The sequence below is a fragment of the Burkholderia arboris genome, from assembly GCF_902499125.1.
Lineage (GTDB): Bacteria > Pseudomonadota > Gammaproteobacteria > Burkholderiales > Burkholderiaceae > Burkholderia > Burkholderia arboris.
Genome location: NZ_CABVPX010000040.1, coordinates 21,579 through 40,106, shown reverse-complemented (window position 1 = coordinate 40,106; position 18,528 = coordinate 21,579). Strand labels below are relative to the sequence as shown.

At 66.2% G+C, this 18,528-nt stretch carries 18 protein-coding genes and 1 tRNA gene; 10 read left to right on the top strand and 9 right to left on the bottom strand.

The window, feature by feature from the left end:
* Nucleotides 1-181: 181 nt before the first annotated feature.
* Nucleotides 182-907, top strand: coding sequence for a phosphonate utilization associated transcriptional regulator (locus BLA15945_RS33240; RefSeq protein ID WP_174994347.1), 726 nt, complete (start codon nt 182-184; stop codon nt 905-907).
* A 162-nt stretch (nt 908-1,069) separates the two neighbouring features.
* On the opposite strand, the gene BLA15945_RS33235 is transcribed toward BLA15945_RS33240, so the two are convergent.
* Nucleotides 1,070-1,342, bottom strand: coding sequence for a hypothetical protein (locus BLA15945_RS33235; protein WP_174994346.1), 273 nt, complete (start codon nt 1,340-1,342; stop codon nt 1,070-1,072).
* Between the two features lie 185 nt (nt 1,343-1,527).
* On the opposite strand from BLA15945_RS33235, the gene BLA15945_RS33230 reads away from it, so the two are divergent.
* A complete protein-coding gene (locus BLA15945_RS33230; RefSeq protein ID WP_174994345.1) occupies nt 1,528-1,773 on the top strand; it encodes a hypothetical protein in 246 nt (81 codons plus the stop codon).
* A gap of 353 nt (nt 1,774-2,126) precedes the next feature.
* Here the strand turns inward: BLA15945_RS33230 and BLA15945_RS33225 are convergent, their stop codons facing one another.
* The 5 genes from BLA15945_RS33225 to BLA15945_RS33205 form a co-directional block, all read right to left on the bottom strand.
* Nucleotides 2,127-3,515: an FAD-dependent oxidoreductase gene (locus tag BLA15945_RS33225; RefSeq protein ID WP_174994344.1), complete on the bottom strand. Its 1,389-nt coding sequence runs from the start codon at nt 3,513-3,515 to the stop codon at nt 2,127-2,129.
* Nucleotides 3,516-3,646: 131 nt separating this feature from the next.
* Entirely contained in the window at nt 3,647-4,777 is a 1,131-nt protein-coding gene (locus tag BLA15945_RS33220) for a 2-aminoethylphosphonate--pyruvate transaminase (protein WP_174994343.1), read from the bottom strand.
* A gap of 47 nt (nt 4,778-4,824) precedes the next feature.
* Nucleotides 4,825-6,552, bottom strand: a complete 1,728-nt coding sequence (locus tag BLA15945_RS33215) for a putative 2-aminoethylphosphonate ABC transporter permease subunit (protein WP_174994342.1) — start codon at nt 6,550-6,552, stop codon at nt 4,825-4,827.
* Nucleotides 6,549-7,640 (bottom strand): putative 2-aminoethylphosphonate ABC transporter ATP-binding protein, encoded by a 1,092-nt coding sequence (locus BLA15945_RS33210; RefSeq protein ID WP_059236568.1) that lies wholly within the window; start codon nt 7,638-7,640, stop codon nt 6,549-6,551. Before BLA15945_RS33210 ends, BLA15945_RS33215 begins: the two co-directional genes overlap by 4 nt.
* Nucleotides 7,641-7,748: 108 nt before the next feature.
* Nucleotides 7,749-8,804 (bottom strand): putative 2-aminoethylphosphonate ABC transporter substrate-binding protein, encoded by a 1,056-nt coding sequence (locus tag BLA15945_RS33205; protein ID WP_174994341.1) that lies wholly within the window; start codon nt 8,802-8,804, stop codon nt 7,749-7,751.
* Nucleotides 8,805-9,012: 208 nt separating this feature from the next.
* Here BLA15945_RS33205 and phnA point away from each other — a divergent pair, with 208 nt between their 5' ends.
* The 5 genes from phnA (at nt 9,013) to BLA15945_RS33180 (ending at nt 14,148) form a co-directional block, all read left to right on the top strand.
* Nucleotides 9,013-10,251 carry a phosphonoacetate hydrolase gene (gene phnA, locus BLA15945_RS33200; protein WP_059236570.1) on the top strand — a complete coding sequence of 413 codons (1,239 nt, stop codon included), beginning with the start codon at nt 9,013-9,015 and terminating at the stop codon, nt 10,249-10,251.
* 29 nt (nt 10,252-10,280) lie between these two features.
* Nucleotides 10,281-11,735, top strand: a complete 1,455-nt coding sequence (phnY, locus tag BLA15945_RS33195; RefSeq protein WP_174994340.1) for a phosphonoacetaldehyde dehydrogenase — start codon at nt 10,281-10,283, stop codon at nt 11,733-11,735.
* Between the two features lie 180 nt (nt 11,736-11,915).
* On the top strand, nt 11,916-12,698 hold the full coding sequence (locus BLA15945_RS33190) for an amino acid ABC transporter substrate-binding protein (RefSeq protein WP_059232886.1): 783 nt from the start codon (nt 11,916-11,918) through the stop codon (nt 12,696-12,698).
* Between the two features lie 14 nt (nt 12,699-12,712).
* Nucleotides 12,713-13,393 (top strand): amino acid ABC transporter permease, encoded by a 681-nt coding sequence (locus BLA15945_RS33185; RefSeq protein WP_174994339.1) that lies wholly within the window; start codon nt 12,713-12,715, stop codon nt 13,391-13,393.
* Nucleotides 13,390-14,148: an amino acid ABC transporter ATP-binding protein gene (locus BLA15945_RS33180; protein WP_174994338.1), complete on the top strand. Its 759-nt coding sequence runs from the start codon at nt 13,390-13,392 to the stop codon at nt 14,146-14,148. Before BLA15945_RS33185 ends, BLA15945_RS33180 begins: the two co-directional genes overlap by 4 nt.
* Before the next feature lie 24 nt (nt 14,149-14,172).
* On the opposite strand, the gene BLA15945_RS33175 is transcribed toward BLA15945_RS33180, so the two are convergent.
* The gene (locus BLA15945_RS33175; protein WP_174994337.1) at nt 14,173-14,988 is read right to left on the bottom strand and encodes an alpha/beta fold hydrolase; all 816 of its coding nucleotides are present in this window, start codon (nt 14,986-14,988) and stop codon (nt 14,173-14,175) included.
* 81 nt (nt 14,989-15,069) lie between these two features.
* On the opposite strand from BLA15945_RS33175, the gene BLA15945_RS33170 reads away from it, so the two are divergent.
* Nucleotides 15,070-15,684, top strand: coding sequence for a CGNR zinc finger domain-containing protein (locus BLA15945_RS33170; RefSeq protein ID WP_174994336.1), 615 nt, complete (start codon nt 15,070-15,072; stop codon nt 15,682-15,684).
* Between the two features lie 40 nt (nt 15,685-15,724).
* Here BLA15945_RS33170 and BLA15945_RS33165 read toward each other — a convergent pair whose 3' ends face one another.
* Together BLA15945_RS33165 and BLA15945_RS33160 are read right to left on the bottom strand one after the other, a co-directional pair.
* Nucleotides 15,725-16,630 (bottom strand): DUF3592 domain-containing protein, encoded by a 906-nt coding sequence (locus BLA15945_RS33165; RefSeq protein ID WP_404823619.1) that lies wholly within the window; start codon nt 16,628-16,630, stop codon nt 15,725-15,727.
* A gap of 329 nt (nt 16,631-16,959) precedes the next feature.
* Nucleotides 16,960-17,035 (bottom strand) — tRNA-Lys (locus BLA15945_RS33160).
* A 190-nt stretch (nt 17,036-17,225) separates the two neighbouring features.
* Between BLA15945_RS33160 and BLA15945_RS33155 the strand changes: the two genes are divergently transcribed.
* Together BLA15945_RS33155 and BLA15945_RS33150 are read left to right on the top strand one after the other, a co-directional pair.
* Nucleotides 17,226-17,630, top strand: a complete 405-nt coding sequence (locus tag BLA15945_RS33155; protein WP_059232891.1) for a PaaI family thioesterase — start codon at nt 17,226-17,228, stop codon at nt 17,628-17,630.
* An 8-nt stretch (nt 17,631-17,638) separates the two neighbouring features.
* Complete coding sequence (locus BLA15945_RS33150; RefSeq protein WP_174994335.1) at nt 17,639-18,505, top strand: patatin-like phospholipase family protein; 867 nt, start codon at nt 17,639-17,641, stop codon at nt 18,503-18,505.
* The last annotated feature ends 23 nt before the right edge of the window (nt 18,506-18,528 follow it).

Here is an 18,528-nt window from a genome sequence, read left to right as displayed (position 1 = left end):
GGCGGGGCAGGTTCGCCCGCCCCGCGATCGCCGATCGCCGCCCGCCGGGTGCGTTCCGGCAGGCGGAATTGGCTATTGGAAACTGAAAACTGTTGACAATGTGCGGGGCCGAGGGTATATAAGGATCATTCGCCGATATGGCGCCCTCGTTTTCTACCGCAGCGTTGCTGCCTGCCCGACCATGACTTCCCCGAACGCGCTCAGCGCCATCGAACTCCTGCAAAGCCAGTCGCTCGCGATGATCGTCCAGGACATGCTCGAGCGCGCGATCGTCTCCGGCGAATACGCGCCCGGCGAGAAGCTCAACGAAGTCGAGATCGCGACGAAGCTGAACGTGTCGCGCGGCCCCGTGCGCGAAGCGTTTCGTGCGCTCGAGCAGGCCGGCCTGCTGCGCAACGAGAAGAACCGCGGCGTGACCGTGCGCGTCGTGCCGCTGCGCGAGGCCGAGGAAATCTACGAAGTGCGCGCGATGCTCGACGAATCTGTCGCACGCGCGCTCGCGAAACGCATCTCGCCCGATACGCTGAAGGTGTTGAAGGGTATCATCCAGTCGATGAAAGATGCCGCGAAGACGCACGACGTTACGCGCTATACCGAGCTGAACGTGCAGTTCCACGATGCGATGGTCGTCGGTGTCGGCAATACGCACCTCACCGATACCTATCGCCGGCTGGTGCGCCAGCTCGGGCTGCTGCGCCAGGCCGCGATCGAGGCCGAGGAAGATGCGATCTCGGTGTCAGCGGCCGAGCACGACAAGATCGTGCAGGCGCTGGCCGGCGGCGACGAGGAGAAGGCCGTCGCGCTCGTGCGCGAGCACGTCGCGCACGGTCTTGCGCGGATGCGCCGCACGCACGAGCAGGGGTTGCCCGCCGCGGGCAAGGCGGCGCGGGAGAAGGCCGGCGCGTGAGCGAGTGCAGTGCAGTGATGGTGAAAGAGCGTTGACCTGCCGATCATTGCCCTCTGTTCTTGCATGGCGAGTTGCGACTGGCTCGCTGGTTGCGTCGGACGGGCGTGGCGACGGTCGAAATCGACGATGCCCGGGCCGAATGCAAGGGTCGACAGCAGGCGATCATTTGCCGTGTCGTTTATCGAAGGCATCGTCCAGAACCCAGCCTGTGCCGGATTCGCAGCGCACTTGTGTGTATGCGTAGATTTTGGCAACGCGATCCGTCAATGGAACACAGGACTCACCATTCCTGATCGTAAAGATCGGTTGGGTTCTATCGTCGTTTGGCTCGGCAAACGCAGGCATGTCCTGAAGCGCCGTCCAGTTCTCATCCTTATATTTCGAGCACGCACCGATCGTCATGGTGAGTGCGGCGAATAGCAGAAAGCGCATCATTTTTTTGGATATCGTCGGATTCCAATCAGGCGTTTCGAGTGGCGCAGACCGGTCATCAAATCCGCAGGGGCTATGATACCCGGCAGTTGCCATCTTGGGTCATAAGCCAGAATTCCCGCCTTGCCCAGTAATTCGGCTATGTTCGACGAGCAATTATTGTCGACGAGCGATTATGGTTTGTTTTCATGTCACCGTCTTTTGATCTCGGAAAGGATGATTTTCTTCTCATCCTCGGAGCTAGTGAGGAGATTGCCGATGGTGTCGCGTTGCATCTTGGTTTGCTGGCGATTCAGATAGCTCAGGATGTTATCGACGTCCCATCCCGGGTGTGCCCTGCCGTATACGATTCCGTCGATCGCGATCGCGGCATGTCCGAACTGAGATCCTCTAGAGACGGATCGGGAGTCGCTAATCAGGATCTCGATGATTGATCGCGGGTGCATGAAGAATGAAGTGCATTAATTATTTTTCGAATTCACGAAACCCTATCATGGTGGTTTTGATTTTAAAATCGAGATATTAAATCAAAAAATAAATATTGGATGAATGGTGAATCTATTTGTCAGTTATGTCCGTATTGGGACATGTCTCATCGATGTGCGGTAATTCGAATAATGGGTTGCCCGTTTTGCGGGAAACACGATGTTGGAGCTTGGACTTGCGCCATGGATGGGCTTTCCTCGCTTGCGATTCGGTCGAGGCGAGGGCTCAAAAAGCTGGCGGCGGGATAGCGCCTGGCGCGTCGTCCGCGTCTCCCTGATCCCCCGCGCAGGGTGCCCTCCCGTCACGCCTTGTCGGCCTTCCCGGCCGCGCTCGCAAACTTCGCGAGCCACGTGTCGACGGTCGACGGCTGCCGGCTCTCGTCCTCCGCGCGCTCCTTGCGGCGGATCGCGTTGCGCACGACGTGCGCGCCGACATAGCGGATCGGCTCCGGGGGGAAATGGCCGAGCGGGCCGCGCACGATCGGGCTGCGCGTCCACGCGTTGTCGAGGCCGAGCACGAGCGACGACAGGATCTGCCCGCCCATGTAGGTCGGCCCGACGCCGTTGCCCGAATAGCCGAAGCCGTAGAACACGTTCGGCGCGTCGTCGAGGCGGCCGAAGAACGGGAAACCCGTGACCGAGCGATCCGACGGGCCGTTCCAGCTCGCGGTGACCGGCACGCCCGCGAGCGACGGAAAGAACTCGCGCAGGCTTTGCGTGAGCTGCGCCTCGTACGGCGAGCGCTGGTCGAACACCGGCGCGATGCGGCTGCGCCACGAGAACGTGTTGCCGCCCTTGCCGAGCATCAGCCGGCCGTCGGCGGTGGTGCGGTAGTAGTAGACGAAGATCCGCGAATCGAGCACCGACACGCCGTCCACGAGCCCGGTCTTCTCGAGCAGTGCCGGGCATTTCTCGGTGATGACCATGTCGCTCGACACGACCGCGATCGTGCGCTCGAACTGCGGAAAGCGGCTCGCCATCCACGCGTTGATCGCGAATACGAGCTTGCCCGCCGTGACGCTGCCCGACGGCGTGCGCACGACGGCCGGCTGCCCGGGCGTGAAGTCGAGCATCGGCGTGCGCTCGTAGATGCGGATGCCCATCGCAAGCGCGACGCGGCGCAGCCCGCGCACGAGCTTGCCGGGATGCACGGTGGCGGCGATCGGCGAGTAGACGCCGTCGAGATTGCGCGCGGAGCCCGAGCGGCGCGCGACTTCGGCGGCCGGCAGTGGCTCGTAGCTGTGGATGCCGCACGCGGCGAGCGCGTCGAGCACCGGCGCGAGCGTGCCGACCTGCGCGCGCGACGTCGCCGTGTACAGCGTGCCGTCGAGCCGAAGTTCGGCGTCGATGTCGTGCGCGCGGCAGAAATCGGCGATGTGCTGGACGGCCGCTTCCGACGCCTTCACGAGCCGGATTGCCTCGGCTTCGCCGAACAGGCGCCGCAGCGTCAGGAATTTCGCGGACCACGTGAGCAGGCAGCCGCCGTTGCGGCCGCTCGCGCCGGCGCCGCACAGGTCGGCTTCGACGATCGCGATGTCGAGCGCCGGGTTCTGCTGCTTCGCCTGGATCGCGGTCCAGAGCCCGGTGAAGCCGCCGCCGACGATGCAGACGTCGGCCTGCGTTGCGCCCTGCAGCGCGGGGGCGAGATCGCCGTCGTTGAACAGTGCTTGTTCGATCCAGAAGGGTCGCATCGGATGGTTCTTCAATAAGGGTCGGGGCCGTGCACGTGCACGGCCGGAAAACCTGGCTGCCGCGTGGCGAGAGGCGGCGGAGTTGGCCGCGCGCATATCGGCACGCGGCCGGGGTATCGCATCACGTCGCGTCAGGCCGCCGCTTCGGCCGATACGCGGCGCACACCCATCGCGCGCAGCGTGTCGGCGATCGCCGCGACGGCGCCCGGAATCCCGGCTTCGCCGAAGTGGCCGATGCAGCCGACGCGGAACGTTTCGACTTCGGTCAGCTTGCCCGGATACAGAATGTAGCCGCGCTTTTTGACCTCCTGATAAAACCGCTTGAAGTCGTAGTTGGGATCGTCCGGCGCGTGGAACGTGACGATGATCGGCGCCTGGATCGCCGGATCGAGGAACGGCCGGAAGCCGAGCGCGAGCATCCCGTCGATCAGCGCGCGATAGTTGCGCTGGTAGCGGCCGCCGCGCGCGGCGAGCCCGCCTTCGTCGACGTATTGCGCGACGGCCGCGTCGAGCGCTGCGACCACGTGCGTCGGCGGCGTGAAGCGCCACTGCGTCGTGCGCTGCATGTAGACCCACTGGTCGTACAGGTCCATCGCGAGCGAATGGCTGTTGCCTTCGCAGCGTTCGAGCGTGCTGCGCTTCGCGATCACGAAGCCGAGGCCCGGCACGCCTTCGAGGCATTTGCCGGACGCCGCGATCACCGCGTCGAACGGTGTCGTGCGCGCGTCGATGTCGAGCGCGCCGAACGAGCTCATCGCATCGACGATCAGCGCGCGCCCGTGCTTCGCGACGGCCTGCGCGATGTCGTGCAGCGGGTTCAGCACGCCGGCGCCGGTCTCGCAGTGCACGAGCGCGACGTGCGTGATGGTCGGATCGGCGGCGAGCGCGCGCTCGACGTCGGCCGGATCGACGCGGCGATCCTCGCGGTAGTCGATCGTCGTCAGCTTGCGGCCGAGCACGCGGCAGATCTTCGCGATGCGCTGGCAGTACGCGCCGTTGTTCGGCACGAGCACGTGGCCGTTGCGCGGCACGAGCGTGCCGAGGGCCGCTTCGACCGAGAACGTGCCGCTGCCTTGCAGCGGGACGCATTCGTGCGTGCCTTCGCCGTGCACGATCTGCAGCAGGCGTTCGCGCAGCCGCGCGGTGATCGCGTTGAAGTCGCTGTCCCACGACCCCCAGTCGCGCAGCATCGCGTCGCGCGTCGCGTCGGAGGTCGTCAGGGGGCCGGGAGTGAGCAGGATGGGCTGGGCGGCGAGCGTCATGGTGTCTCCTTGATGAAGTCGGGACGTCACGTGGATGCGGCAGGGAATCAACGGCGATGCGGGGTGCGCCACGCTTGCGTGCGACGCAGCAGGCGGTGCGAGATGCAGGCGAACAGCACGCACGCGAACGACGAGGTCGCGAGCACGAGCGTGGCCATCGCGGCGGCCGGGCCCATCTGGCCCGCGTCGTCGAGGTTCAGGATCGCGACCGATGCAGGTTGCGTGTCCGGCGAGTAGAGGAACGCGACGGCCGAGACCGTCGTCATCCCGTTGACGAACAGGTAGCGCGCGATCAGCAGGATCGCGGGCAGGCACACGGGCACCGTCACGCGCAGGAAGGTCTTGTAGAACGGCACCTTCAGCGAGGCGGACACGGCCTCGAACTCGCTGTCGATCTGCCTGAGCGCGGTAACGGCGGTGAGGTGGCTCGACGCGTAGTAGTGGACGACCGTGACGATCGCGAGCAGCCACAGCGACCCGTACAGCCCGTTCAGCGGATTGCCGGGCGCATTGAACAGGAAGATGTAGCTGATGCCGAGCACGAGCCCCGGCACGCCCATCGGCAGGATCGCGCACAGGCTGATGAAGCCGCGCAGCCAGCGCGCGCCGCGGGTCTTCTCGATCAGGTAGGCGCCGCCGAACACGACGATCGTGCCGCCGGCCGCCACCGTCGCGGCCATCCGCAGGCTGTTCTTGTACGCGTCGAAGATGCCGGCGCCGATCAGCCCCATCTTGTAGTGCTGCAGCCCGAGGCTCATCTGGTACGGCCAGAACTTCACGAACGACGCGAATACCGAGATGCCGACCACCGCGATGAAGAACGCGCACACGAGCGTGCAGTACGCGAGCATCGCGGCGTCGAAGCCGCGCGACGGCTTCGGCTGGTACGGCGTCGAGCGCGCGCCGAGCTGCGACTGCTGGCGGCGGCGGATGAAGAAGTCGACGCCGAACGCGACCAGCGCCGGACACAGCAGCATCAGGCTCACGACCGCGCTGCGGTTGAAATCCTGCAGCCCGATGATCAGCTTGTAGATGTCGGTCGACAGCACGTTGTACGAACCGCCGATCACGACCGGCACGCCGAAGTCGTTGATGCACATCGTGAACGCAACCATCGTCGCGCTGATCAACCCGTACTTCGCGCCGGGCAGCGTGATCGTGAAGAACTTGCGGATGCGGCTCGTGCCCATCGCGTCGGCGGCCTCGTAGAGCCGGCCGTCGGCGAGCGACAGCGCGGTGACGAGGATCATCAGCACGTGCGGGAACGACGCGTACACCATGCTCAGCACGATGCCCGGCAGCCCGTAGATCGAATGGCCGTGCAGCAGCGGCTTCAGCAGCCCCGCGTTGCCGAACCAGTAGATGAACGACACGGCCGACAGCAGCGTCGGCGCGAGCAGCGGCAGCAGCGCGATCGTGCGCGCGGCGTTCTTCAGCGGCATGCACGAGCGCGTCAGCGCATACGCGAACGTGAACGCCATCGGCACGACGATCATCGTGACGAGTGCGCCGACCGTCAGCGAATGCAGCATCGAGCGCAGCACGCCGCTGTCCTCGAGGTACTCGACGAAGTTGTGCGCGCCGACGAAACGCCCGTCCGCGTCGACGAAGCATTTCTGCACGACGAGCGCGAGCGGCAGCAGCAGGAACAGCGACATCAGCGCGGCCATCGTGACGAGCGCGAGCTGCGCGATGCGGTCGTGCCAGTGTGTGATCTGCCGCACGTCGGCGGGGGCGGAGGCGCCGCGGCGGCGCTCGGTCAGGACGGTGCTCATTGCAGTCGCTCCTTCGCGCACGGGAACACGCGGACATGCTCGCGATCGAGCGCGAGGTCGATGCGCGCGCCGGCCGCTACGCCGGTGCGGTCGACGTCGTGATACGACAGGTCGGCGACGATTTCCTGGCCGTCGAGCCCGTCGATCCGGAAGCTCACGCGGCAGAACGCGCCGAGGAATTCGAGCTTCTCGACGCGGCCGGCCAGCACGTTGTCGGCCGTCTCGCCCGGCACGCGGATGCGCAGGTCTTCCGGCCGCACGTAGACCGACACCGCCGCACCTTGTGCGGGGCGGGCCGTGCCATGACGGCAGTCGAGGCCGACCGCGCCCGCGCGCAGCGTGCCGTCCTGCGCGACTTCGGCGGGAATCGTGTTGACGCGGCCGATGAAGTCGGCGACGAACGGCGAAGCCGGCTGCCGGTAGATTTCGAGCGGCGTGCCGATCTGTTCGATCACGCCGTGGTTCATCACGACGATGCGATCGGCCATCGACAACGCTTCTTCCTGGTCGTGCGTGACCATGATCGTCGTCACGCCGAGCCGCTGCTGCAGCGCGCGGATTTCCTGGCGCAGCCGCACGCGCACGCGCGCGTCGAGCGCCGACAGCGGCTCGTCGAGCAGCAGCAGGCCGGGGGACGTCGCGAGCGCACGCGCCAGCGCGATGCGCTGCTGCTGGCCGCCGGACAGCTGGCCCGGATGCTTGCGATGGCTGTCGGGCAGACCGACCAGCGCGAGCAGCGTGTGCACGCGCTCGTGGATCGCCTCGCGCTTCATCTTCCGGTTCACGAGCCCGTACGCGACGTTGTCGTACACGGTGAGGTTCGGGAACAGCGCATACGACTGGAACACGATGCCGTAGTCGCGCAGTTGCGGCGGCAGCCGCGAGATGTCGCGGCCGTCCTGCATGATCTGGCCGGCGTTCTGCGTTTCGAGCCCCGCGATGATCCGCAGCAGCGTGGTTTTCCCGCAGCCGGACGGCCCGAGGAAACAGATCATCTCGCCCTTCATCACGCTCAGGTTGATGTCGGTGAGAACCTGCGTGTCGTTGTACCGCTTCTCGATGCGTTCTACGCTCAGATAAGGTGCCATGCGCGCCTCCATGCTGGGGCGGCCCGGGGGCCGGATTCGACGAGGGGAAGAGTGACGCGGGGCGGCGCGCTGCGCGGCCCCGCTGCCGGTCGCGGCGTCATGGCCGCGTCATTGCTGCGCCTTCGCCCCGTAGCGCTTCTGCCACGTATCGAGGATCGACTGGCGGTTCTTCGCCGACCACACGAAGTCGTTCTTCACGAGCAGCTCCGAATAGTTGTCGGGGATGCCGGCCAGCTTCCGCGCGACGCCCGGATACGCGACGATTGCCCACCAGCGCGCGGTGATCTGGTTCGCTTCCTTGCTCGCCATGAAATCGGCGAGCTTCTTCGCCGCATCGGGCTGCTTCGTCGTCTTCATGATCGCCGTGCCTTCCATGTCCCAGCCGAGCCCTTCCTTCGGGAACACCAGATCGATCGGCGCGCCCTGCGACTGCAGTTCGTGGCCGCGGAACTCGAACGAGATGCCGATCGGGAATTCGCCGGTGCCGGCGAGCGTGCACGGCTTCGAGCCCGAGTGCACGTACTGCGCGACGTTCTTGTCGAGCGCGTCCATGAATTTCCAGCCCTTGTCGTCGCCGAAGGTCTGCAGCCACGCGGTCACGTCGAGGTAGCCGGTGCCCGACGAGACCGGGCTCGGCATCACGATCGCGCCTTTGTAGACGGGCTTCGTCAGGTCTTCCCACGACGTCGGTTTCGGGATGTTCTTCGCCTGCGCGGCGACGCGGTTGTAGCAGATGGTCGCGCCCCACACGTCCATGCCGACCCAGTGCGGCGGCGTGTTCGCATCGCTGTACTTGCGCGTGAGCTGGTCGAAGCCGTTCGGCGTGTACGGCATCAGCATGCCCTGCAGGTCGAGCAGCGTGAGGCTCGACGCGGCGAGGCCGAGCACGACGTCCGCGCGCGGGTTGTTCTTCTCGGCGAGCAGCTTCGCGGTGACCGAGCCGGTCGAGTCGCGCACCCAGCGGATCTCGATATCGGGGTTCGCTTTCTCGAACGCGTCCTTGTAGGGCTTCATCGCCTCGTCTTCCAGCGCGGTGTAGACGAGCAGCGACGTCTTCGCGTGCGCCGCCTGCGCGGCGCCGAGCGCGACCGCCGCGGCCAGCGCGAAACGGGCCGCGCCCGCCGCCCATGCATTCAAACGCTTGTTTACCGGCACTTCGTTCATCTTCAGACCCCTTGACTGTGGCGCCGCGGCACACGGCGGATGAGTGGAGACCAGCCCTCTTGCTACACCATTGTTTTGCTTTCTGTTCTCTGCATGTTGTTGACAATCTACAAATCATCAATTTTAATGTCAAGCATGGAAAACACCTCCCTTCGGCGCGACGCGGGCGCCGACGGCTCTACCCTTCGAACTGAAAGGAATGAACGTCATGATTGAAACGCCTGTATCCGTGGAAGTGAACGGCCGCCGCTACAACTGGATGAGCCGGCCCGTGGTGGTCGTCTGCGTCGATGGCTGCGCATACGAATATCTGGAGGAAGCTGCCGAGGCCGGCGTTGCGCCGTTCCTGCGCACGCTGCTGAAGCCGGGCACGGCGCTCAAGGGCGAGTGCGTGGTGCCGAGCTTCACGAATCCGAACAACCTGTCGATCGTGACCGGCGTGCCGCCGGCAGTGCATGGCATAAGCGGCAACTACTTCTACGATCGCGACACCGGCGCCGAGGTGCTGATGAACGATCCGAAGTACCTGGTCGCGCCCACCGTGCTCGCGACCTTCGCCGAACAGGGCGCGCGCGTCGCGGTCGTCACCGCGAAGGACAAGCTGCGCCGCCTGCTCGGCAAGGGGCTGAAGGGCATCTGCTTCTCGTCGGAAAAGGCCGACGAGGCGAGCGTCGAGGAAAACGGTATCGACAACGTGCTCGAGCTGGTCGGCAAGCCGGTGCCGAGCGTGTACAGCGCGGACCTGTCGGAATTCGTGTTCGCGGCCGGCGTGCGCCTGCTCGAGACGCGCCCGATCGACCTGATGTACCTGTCGACCACCGACTATGTGCAGCACAAGTGCGCGCCCGGCACGGAAGGCGCAAACGCGTTCTACGCAATGATGGACACGTACCTGCGGCGCCTCGACGAACTCGGCGCGATCGTCGCGATCACGGCCGACCACGGGATGAACGCGAAGCACGACGACGAGACCGGCGAGCCGAACGTGATCTACCTGCAGGAGCTGTTCGACGAGTGGCTCGGCCACGACGCGGCGCGCGTGATCCTGCCGATCACCGATCCGTACGTCGTGCACCACGGCGCGCTCGGTTCGTTCGCGACCGTCTACGTGCCGGCGACGGCCGATGCCGACGCACTGCGCGCGCGGCTTGCCGCGGTCGACGGCATCGAGGTCGTGCTGACGGGCGCCGAAGGTTGCGCGCGCTTCGAGCTGCCGCCCGCGCGGATGGGCGACCTGATCGTGATCTCGAAGCAGGACGTCGTGCTCGGCACGCGCCGCATCAAGCACGACCTGTCGGGCCTCGACGTGCCGCTGCGTTCGCACGGCGGCATCTCCGAGCAGATCGTGCCACTGATCTTCAGCAAGCCGGTCGCGACCGACGTCACGGGCCGCGCGCGGCTGCGCAACTTCGACATCATCGACATCGCGCTCAACCATCTGCAGTGATACGCATGCATCCGTAAGGGGACATATTCATGAACGCCATTGCAGCATCGACGGACGTCCGCGAGATTCGTCGCGAAGCACTGCGAATCAATGGAGAGCGGATTCATCGGGACGCGGTGATCGAGGTGCGTAACCCGTACGACGGCACGCTGGTCGGCACCGTGCCGAAGGCGACGCTGGACGACGTGCGCCGCGCGTTTGCGGTCGCGCGTGCGTACCGGCCGACGCTTACGCGCCACGACCGCGCGGCGATCCTGCGCCGTGCGGCCGACATCGTGCGCTCGCGCACGGCGGAGATCGCGGCGCTGATCACGGCAGAGGCCGGCTTGTGCATCAAGGATTCGACGTACGAAGCGGGCCGCGTGGCCGACGTGCTGACGTTCGGCGCCGGTGAAGTGCTGAAGGACGACGGGCAGATCTTTTCGTGCGACCTGACACCGCACGGCAAGAAACGCCGCGTGTACACGCAGCGCGATCCGCTGCTCGGCGTGATTTCGGCGATCACGCCGTTCAACCACCCGATGAACCAGGTCGCGCACAAGATCGTGCCGTCGGTCGCGACCAACAACCGGATCGTCGTGAAGCCGTCGGAGAAGGTGCCGCTGTCGTGTTACCTCTTTGCCGACATCCTGTATGAGGCCGGCTTGCCGCCGCAGATGCTGCAGGTGATTACCGGCGACCCGAGGGAGATCGCCGACGAGCTGATCACGAACCCGGCGATCGATCTCATCACGTTCACCGGCGGCGTGTCGATCGGCAAGTCGATCGCATCGCGGATGGGCTACCGGCGCGCGGTGCTCGAACTCGGGGGCAACGATCCGATCATCGTGATGGAAGACGCCGATCTCGACGAGGCGAGCACGCTCGCGGTGTCGGGCTCGTACAAGAACTCAGGGCAGCGTTGCACGGCGATCAAGCGGATGCTCGTGCACGAGTCGGTGGCCGATCGCTTCACCGAGCTTGTTGTCGAGAAGACGCGTGCGTGGTCGTACGGCAATCCATCCGATCCGTCGGTCGACATGGGCACGGTGATCGACGAGGCGGCCGCGAAGTTCTGCGAGCAGCAGGTGAATGACGCGATTTCGCGCGGGGCGCGGCTGCTGGTCGGCAACGTGCGCGACGGCGCGCTGTATTCGCCGACGGTGATCGACCGTGTGACGCCCGACATGCCGCTCGTGAAGTACGAGACGTTCGGCCCGGTGTCGCCGATCATGCGCTTTCGCGACATCGACGAAGCGATCCGGATGTCGAACAGCACCGACTACGCGCTGTCGTCGTCGGTGTGCACGAACCGCTTCGACAACATCACGCGTTTCATCACCGAGCTGGAAGTCGGCAGCGTGAACGTGCGCGAAGTGCCCGGCTACCGGCTCGAACTGACGCCGTTCGGCGGCGTGAAGGATTCGGGGCTCGGGTACAAGGAAGGCGTGCAGGAAGCGATGAAGAGCTTCACGAATACGAAGACGTACTCGCTGCCGTGGTAAGTGGCGTGTAAGGCGCCCGCGCCGGCTTCGCAGCCGGTGCGGGCGTTATTCGATCGGCTCATATCGTTAGCCGATTTGCGTTTTTGCCGTGCTCCAACGCGTCGGTAGAATTCGCGGACTTCTCGAACGGCGCAGGCGTGCCGGCGGGATGATTCTCTCCAATCATTCGGGGTCCGCACCATGAAATTCCTCCGCTCCATCCTGATCGTCGCGCTGCTGCAGGCCACTGCGGCCACCAGTGCGCTGGCTGCCGACGACCTGTCGCAGATCAAGTCGGCCGGTGTGTTCCGGGTCGGCACCGAAGGCACCTACGCGCCGTTCACGTACCACGACGAGACGGGCAAGCTGACGGGTTTCGACGTCGATATCGCCACGGCGATCGCGCAGCGCCTCGGCGTGAAGCCGCAGTTCGTCGAAGGCAAGTGGGACGGACTGATCGCGGGCCTCGACGTGAACCGCTACGACGCGGTCGTCAATGAAGTGTCGATCACCGACGCGCGCAAGGCGAAATACGATTTCTCGTCCCCGTACATCACGTCGCACGCGGTGCTGATCGTGCGCGCGGACAACACGGCGATCCGCTCGTTCGACGACCTGAAGGGCAAGAAATCCGCGAACACGCTGACGAGCAATTTCGGCAAGCTCGCGGCCGCGCATGGCGCCGACGTGGTGCCGGTGCAGGGCTTCAACGAATCGATCGACCTGCTGACGTCCGGGCGCGTCGACGCGACGATCAACGATTCGCTGTCGTACCTCGATTTCCGCAAGCACAAGCCCGACGCGAAACTGAAGGTCGCGGCGACCGACAAGACCGGTGCCGGCGACGCGTCCGGCGTGCTGCTGCGCAAGGGCAGCCCCGCGCTGGTGGCCGCGATCGACAAGGCGCTCGCGGACATCAAGGCCGACGGCACCTACGCGAAGATCTCGCAGAAGTACTTCGGCCGCGACGTGTCGCAGCCGTGACGCGAGACTGAACGATGCCGGCCTGGCTGCACCTGATGGCGGAATCGCTGCGGCCCCTGCTCTACGCAGGGCTCGTGTTCACGGTTCCGCTCACGCTCGCGTCGTTCGCGATCGGCTTGCTGCTCGCATTCGGCGCGGCGCTCACGCGCCTGTTCGGGCCGCGCTGGGCGCAGGCCGCCGTGCGCTTCTATATCTGGCTGTTCCGCGGCTCGCCGCTGCTCGTGCAGCTGTTCGTGATCTTCTACGGATTGCCGAACGTCGGCATCGTGCTCGACCCGCTGACGGCCGCCGTGATCGGCTTCTCGCTGAACGTCGGCGCGTACAACGCCGAGGTGATTCGCGGCGTGATCGAATCGATGCCGAAGGGGCAGTGGGAGGCCGCGTACTCGATGGCGATGACGCGCGCGCAGGCATTGCGCCGCGCGATCCTGCCGCAGGCCGCACGCGTGGCGTTGCCCGCGCTGTCGAATTCGTTCATCTTGCTCGTGAAGGACACGTCGCTCGCGGCCGTGTTGACCGTGCCCGAGATTTTCCAGGCGGCGCAGCGGATCGCGGCCGTGACATACGAGCCGCTGATCCTCTATACCGAAGCCGCGCTGATCTACCTGCTGTTCAGTTCGGTGCTGTCCACGCTGCAACGCCGCCTCGAAGCCCGCTTCGGCCGTCACGCGCTGTTCCAGGCGGAGTTGCGGTGATCCGTCTCGACCATATCGACAAGTCGTTCGGCGCGCATCGCGTGCTGAGCGGCATCGACCTCGCATTGCAGCCGGGCAGCGTGACCGCGCTGATCGGGCCGTCCGGCAGCGGCAAGAGCACGCTGCTGCGGTGCGTGAACCTGCTCGAAGTGCCGGAGGCGGGCACGCTCGCGGTCGGCGATGCGCGCATTGAATTTGCGCCGGGGCGCCGGCCGTCGCGCGACGCGGTGTTCGCGGTGCGCAGGCAGACCGGCATGGTGTTCCAGAACTTCCAGTTGTTTCCGCACCTGAGCGTCGTGCAGAACGTGATGGAAGGGCTCGTGACCGTGCAGCGCTGGCCGCGCGAACGGGCGCGCGAGCGCGCGCTTGCGCTGCTGGAGAAGGTCGGCATCGCGGACAAGGCCGACGCGTGGCCCGGTACGCTGTCGGGTGGCCAGCAGCAACGCGTCGCGATTGCGCGCGCGCTTGCGCCGTCGCCGCAGGTGCTGCTGTGCGACGAGCCGACGTCGGCGCTCGATCCCGAGCTGTCCGTCGAAGTGGTCGAGGTGCTGCGCCAGCTCGCACGCGAAGGCACGACGATGCTGATGGCCACGCACGACTTGCGCCTCGCCGCATCGATCGCGCACGACGCGGTGTTCCTCGCGGGCGGTCGCATTGTCGAAGCCGGTGCCTCGCGCGACCTGTTCGGCCGGCCGCGCGACCCGCGCACCGCGAAGTTCGTCGCGACGCTCGCGCAGGGCGTGCCGGCGTTCTGATACGACTCGCGATGCCGGCGGAGGTCAGTCCGGCGCGTGCCCGTCCAGGACTGCGGCGACGATCGCCTCCGGCGCATCTTCCTGGACCAGGTGGCCCGCGTGCGGCACCGTGATCAGCTTGCCGTTCGCGATGCGATCGGCGAGCGCCTGCCCCTGTTCGAGCGGAATCCACGCGTCGTCCTCGCCCCACACGATACGCACCGGAAAATCAGGCGGCGCGTAGCGGGCCTCTGCTTCCTCGATGTAGCGCTGGCGCATCTGCGCGATCTGGCGATAGAACGCGGCCTGACCGGCGGGCGTGAGCCACGGCGCGCGGTAGATCGACAGCGCTTCGTCGCTCAGCGGCCGCGCGACCGCATTGCCGAGATAGGCCGACAGGAGCGCGTGATGCGCATACGCGGGCAGGCCGGTGAATGCGGCCTCGTGCTGCGCGACATGGCGCACGAACGGCGACCCCTGCGGCGCGATGGCGACCGGATTCACGAGGGTGAGATCCGCATACGCGATGCCGTCCAGGAAGTGCGCGCGCAGCACGGTTGCGCCGCCGTAGTCGTGTGCAAGCACGCGTGGCCGTGAAATCTTCCATTCATTCAGCATCGCGCCGAACAGCGCATTCTGGCGGCCGAGCGACACGTCCGCGTCCGGCATGTCGGACTGGCCGTAGCCGAGCAAGTCGTAGAAATACACGCGATGACGCCGCGCGAGCCACGGTGCGATCCGGCGCCAGACCTGCGACGAAAACGGCGTGCCGTGCGCGAGTACGAGCGGCGGGCCTTCGCCGAGCGTGCCCCATGCAATCCGGTGGCCTTCGAAATTGAAGCGATTCGCGAGTTCGAGCATCGGCTTCTCCGTGCTAACCTGTTTTGGTTGTTAACAGGTTACGCCGGATTGTCCGGATGTGAAACCGACAGGTGAAAATAAATGGTTACTCGATCTGAGCCGGCGCAATTCGCGCCCGCCTGGGGCGCGGCGGATTTCGTCGGGGGGCATCCGGCGCTCGACTTCCTCAACACGGTGGCCGATACGGGCAAGACGCGCGACGAGGACAAGCTCGTCGACTGGCCGGCCGTGCGCGCGTGGGCCGAACCATCCGGGTTGCTGGCGCCGGACGATCTGGCGCGGCTGCTGCGTCGTCCGCGGCTGGACGGACCTGACGAGCTGGCTGCGCTGCGCCGTTTTCGCGACGACGCGTACGCCGCGATCGTGCACCTGACGGCGGAGGAGGGGGGGAGCGCCGGTGCGCGCGCCGCGGACCGGCTTGCGATGGCGATCCGCGAAGCGATCGGCCGCAGCGCGTTCGACGCGGTCGGCGGCCGCTTTGCGTGGCGGCCTGATGCGCGCGCCGCGTCACGCTGGATCGATGCGGCCGCGCTCGGTTTCGAGCAGCTGATGCGCAGTGACGATTTCGCGCGTGTGCGGCAGTGCGGCCGGTGTACGTGGTTCTTCGTCGATCGCGGCCGTGGCGTCGGGCGGCGCTGGTGCGACATGCGCACGTGCGGAAACCGCGCGAAGGTCGAGGCGTTCCGGGAGCGGTGAAGCGCGTGCCGCTACGGTCGTCGCACGCGTCCCGTGCGCATCACTGGGCGGCTTCGTGCGGACGATGTTCGGGCCACAGCGTCGCGGCGACGAACAGTCCGGCCGCGAGGAACGGCGCACCGATCGCGAACAGGATCGCCGTGAGGCCCCAGCGATCCCAGAAACGGTCGACGATCGCGCGTTCGGGGGTGACGGGGTCGTACAGCACGTCGACCGCGTCGCCTTCGTGCAGGCCCGGATGCGACGACGCCGAGCCCTGGGCGAACGTGATCAGCCGCCCGCTGTCGGTCGTGAATGCGACGATGGCCGAATAGAGCGACGCGCGCGACCGCGACGATCGCCCGTTTTTCGCAATCTCGACGACATGGCCGGTCGAGCGCGCGTAGTGATGGACGATCTGCCATTGACGCAGCCCGGTCGCACCGGCGCCGGCGAGGAAGCCCGTGCCGATCGCGATCGGAATCAGCACGATCGCGACATCCCAGCGGCGCCTCGCTTCCTTGCGTGTGGCGCGGGTCGGCGGCGGCTCGGATTGCCGGCGGCGGCGCTCGCCGCCGATCAGCAGGCCGCCGATCGCAAACGACGCGACGGCGAGCAGCGCCGGCACGGCCACCGGAAACCAGCGTTGCGAGAAATCGTCGATCAGGGCGGGGCGGTCGGGGTGGTCGGGGTCGAGCAGCACGTCGACGTTTTCGCCGATGTCGTACGCGGGGACGGTCGATGCGGTGTTGCCGGCAATTTCGCGGCGCTGTCCGTCGTTCGACAGATACGCGACGATCGGCCGGTACGCGCGCATCGCGTCGCTGTCCTGCACGATGCGCACGACCGTGCCTGGCGCACGGACCAGACGACCGGTTTCGCCGCCGGCCGTGGCGGCGAACACGCCGGCCAGCACGAGCAGCACGACGCCGAGCAGTATCGCGACGAGCGCGTCCTTACCCGGCATGATCCGATCCAGTTTGTGCGTCGCGCGGCGGAGTCGGGTGTGATCGGGTGAGCGGCTCGTCCCGGCGGACAAGCCGATATCGGCGCAACCAGGCCCTCTGAATGGTCGCGTCTCGTTCACATGCTTCCATGTCTGACGTCCCATGTTCTCTCAGTGCCGGCGGGCAAACGACAGTGCCTGCGCCGGTCGTGTGGTATTTGTCGGACGATTCTAGCGGAAACGATGCGCGAGAGGCGTGCGGTTGCGTACCGCGAATGGCGCGCGCCGTGAATACGGCGGCGGAAAAGGAAAAGGCCGGTTAGCTTGCGCTAACCGGCCTTTGAAATTCCTGGTGGGGCGTGAGTGACTCGAACACTCGACCTACGGATTAAGAGTCCGCTGCTCTACCAACTGAGCTAACGCCCCCAACAGAAGAAAGATTATGCGTGAGTAATTAAGTCTTGGCAAGACCTTTCTGCAAATTTCCTCAAAATATTTCGTCCCGCCAACGGCAGCTGTCGGCGCGATAACGAGCGGTCGCGGTTTGCGCGCTCCCGGTATGATGACGCCACACGTGTTGCGCGGCGGTCGCGCAACGCTTTCTGGACATTCGAAGATGGACGAAAACGCAGTCCGCGAATTGCTGGATCGCCTGCTGGCCCCGTGGGTCCGCTCGCTGGGTCTGGTCCCCGTGTCGATCGGCGACGACAGCGTCACGCTGCGCCTGCCGTTTTCCGGCGAATTCCGCCATTCGGGCGGCATCATCTGCGGCCAGGTGTTCACGGCCGCCGCCGACACTGCGATGGTGGTCGCGATCTCGGTCGCGCTCGGCGAATTCCGGCCGATGACGACGGTATCGCTGAACACGAACTTCATGCGTCCCGTGCGCAAGGGCGATGTGCTCGTCACCGCGCGCGTGCTGCGGATGGGCCGCAACCTCGTGTTCGGCGAAGTCGAGCTGTTCGACGAGGACGGCAAGATGGCCGTCCACGCGACGTCGACCTACGCGCTCGTCAGCTGAGCGGCGCGATGTTCGACCAGATCGTCTTTGCGGGCGGCGGCAATCGCTGCTGGTGGCAGGCCGGCTTCTGGGATGTCGCGCGGCCGGCGCTCGACCTGCGCCCGCGCGTGATCACCGGCATCTCGGCCGGCGCGGCGACCGCGTGCATGCTGTATACGCGTGACGCCGCGTGGGTGATGCGCTATTACGAAGAGGCGCTGCGCCACAACCGCAAGAACGCGTACTGGGGCAACCTGTTCGGGCGCGAGCCCGTGTTTCCGCACTACCGGATCTATCGCCAGGCGTTGCTCGACATCTACGGCGAGCCGTTCGCGAAGCTGGCCGGCGCGCCGGAGATCCGCATCGGCGTATCGCACGTGCCGCGCTGGCTCGGCGCCCGCAGCGCGGTCGCAGCAGGCCTGGTCGCGTACAACATCGAGAAGTACGTTCGCAAGACGCTGCACCCGACGCTCGGGCGCTCGCTCGGCTTTCGGCCGGAATTCGTGCGCGCGCAGGCCTGCACGCGTGTCGACGAACTCGCCGACCTGATCCTGCAGTCGTCCTGTACGCCGCCGTTCACGCCGGTGCTGCGTCGCGGTGGCCGGCCCGTGCTCGACGGCGGGATGGTCGACAACGTGCCGGTCGATGCGCTCGACCCGTCGCCGGGTGACGTACTGGTGCTCGTCACGCGGCTGTATCCGCGGCCGCAGATGTTCACGGTCGCGCACGGCGACCAGCGGCGGTTGTACGTACAACCGTCGAGCAAGGTGCCGATTTCGAGCTGGGATTACACGAGTCCGTCGCAGATGCGGCATGCGTACGATCTCGGGCGGCGCGACGGCGAGCATTTCCTCACGCGCGTCGGCGCGATGACGGGCGGCCGCGGGGCCGCCTGACGATCGGGAAGGGAGAAGCGGGC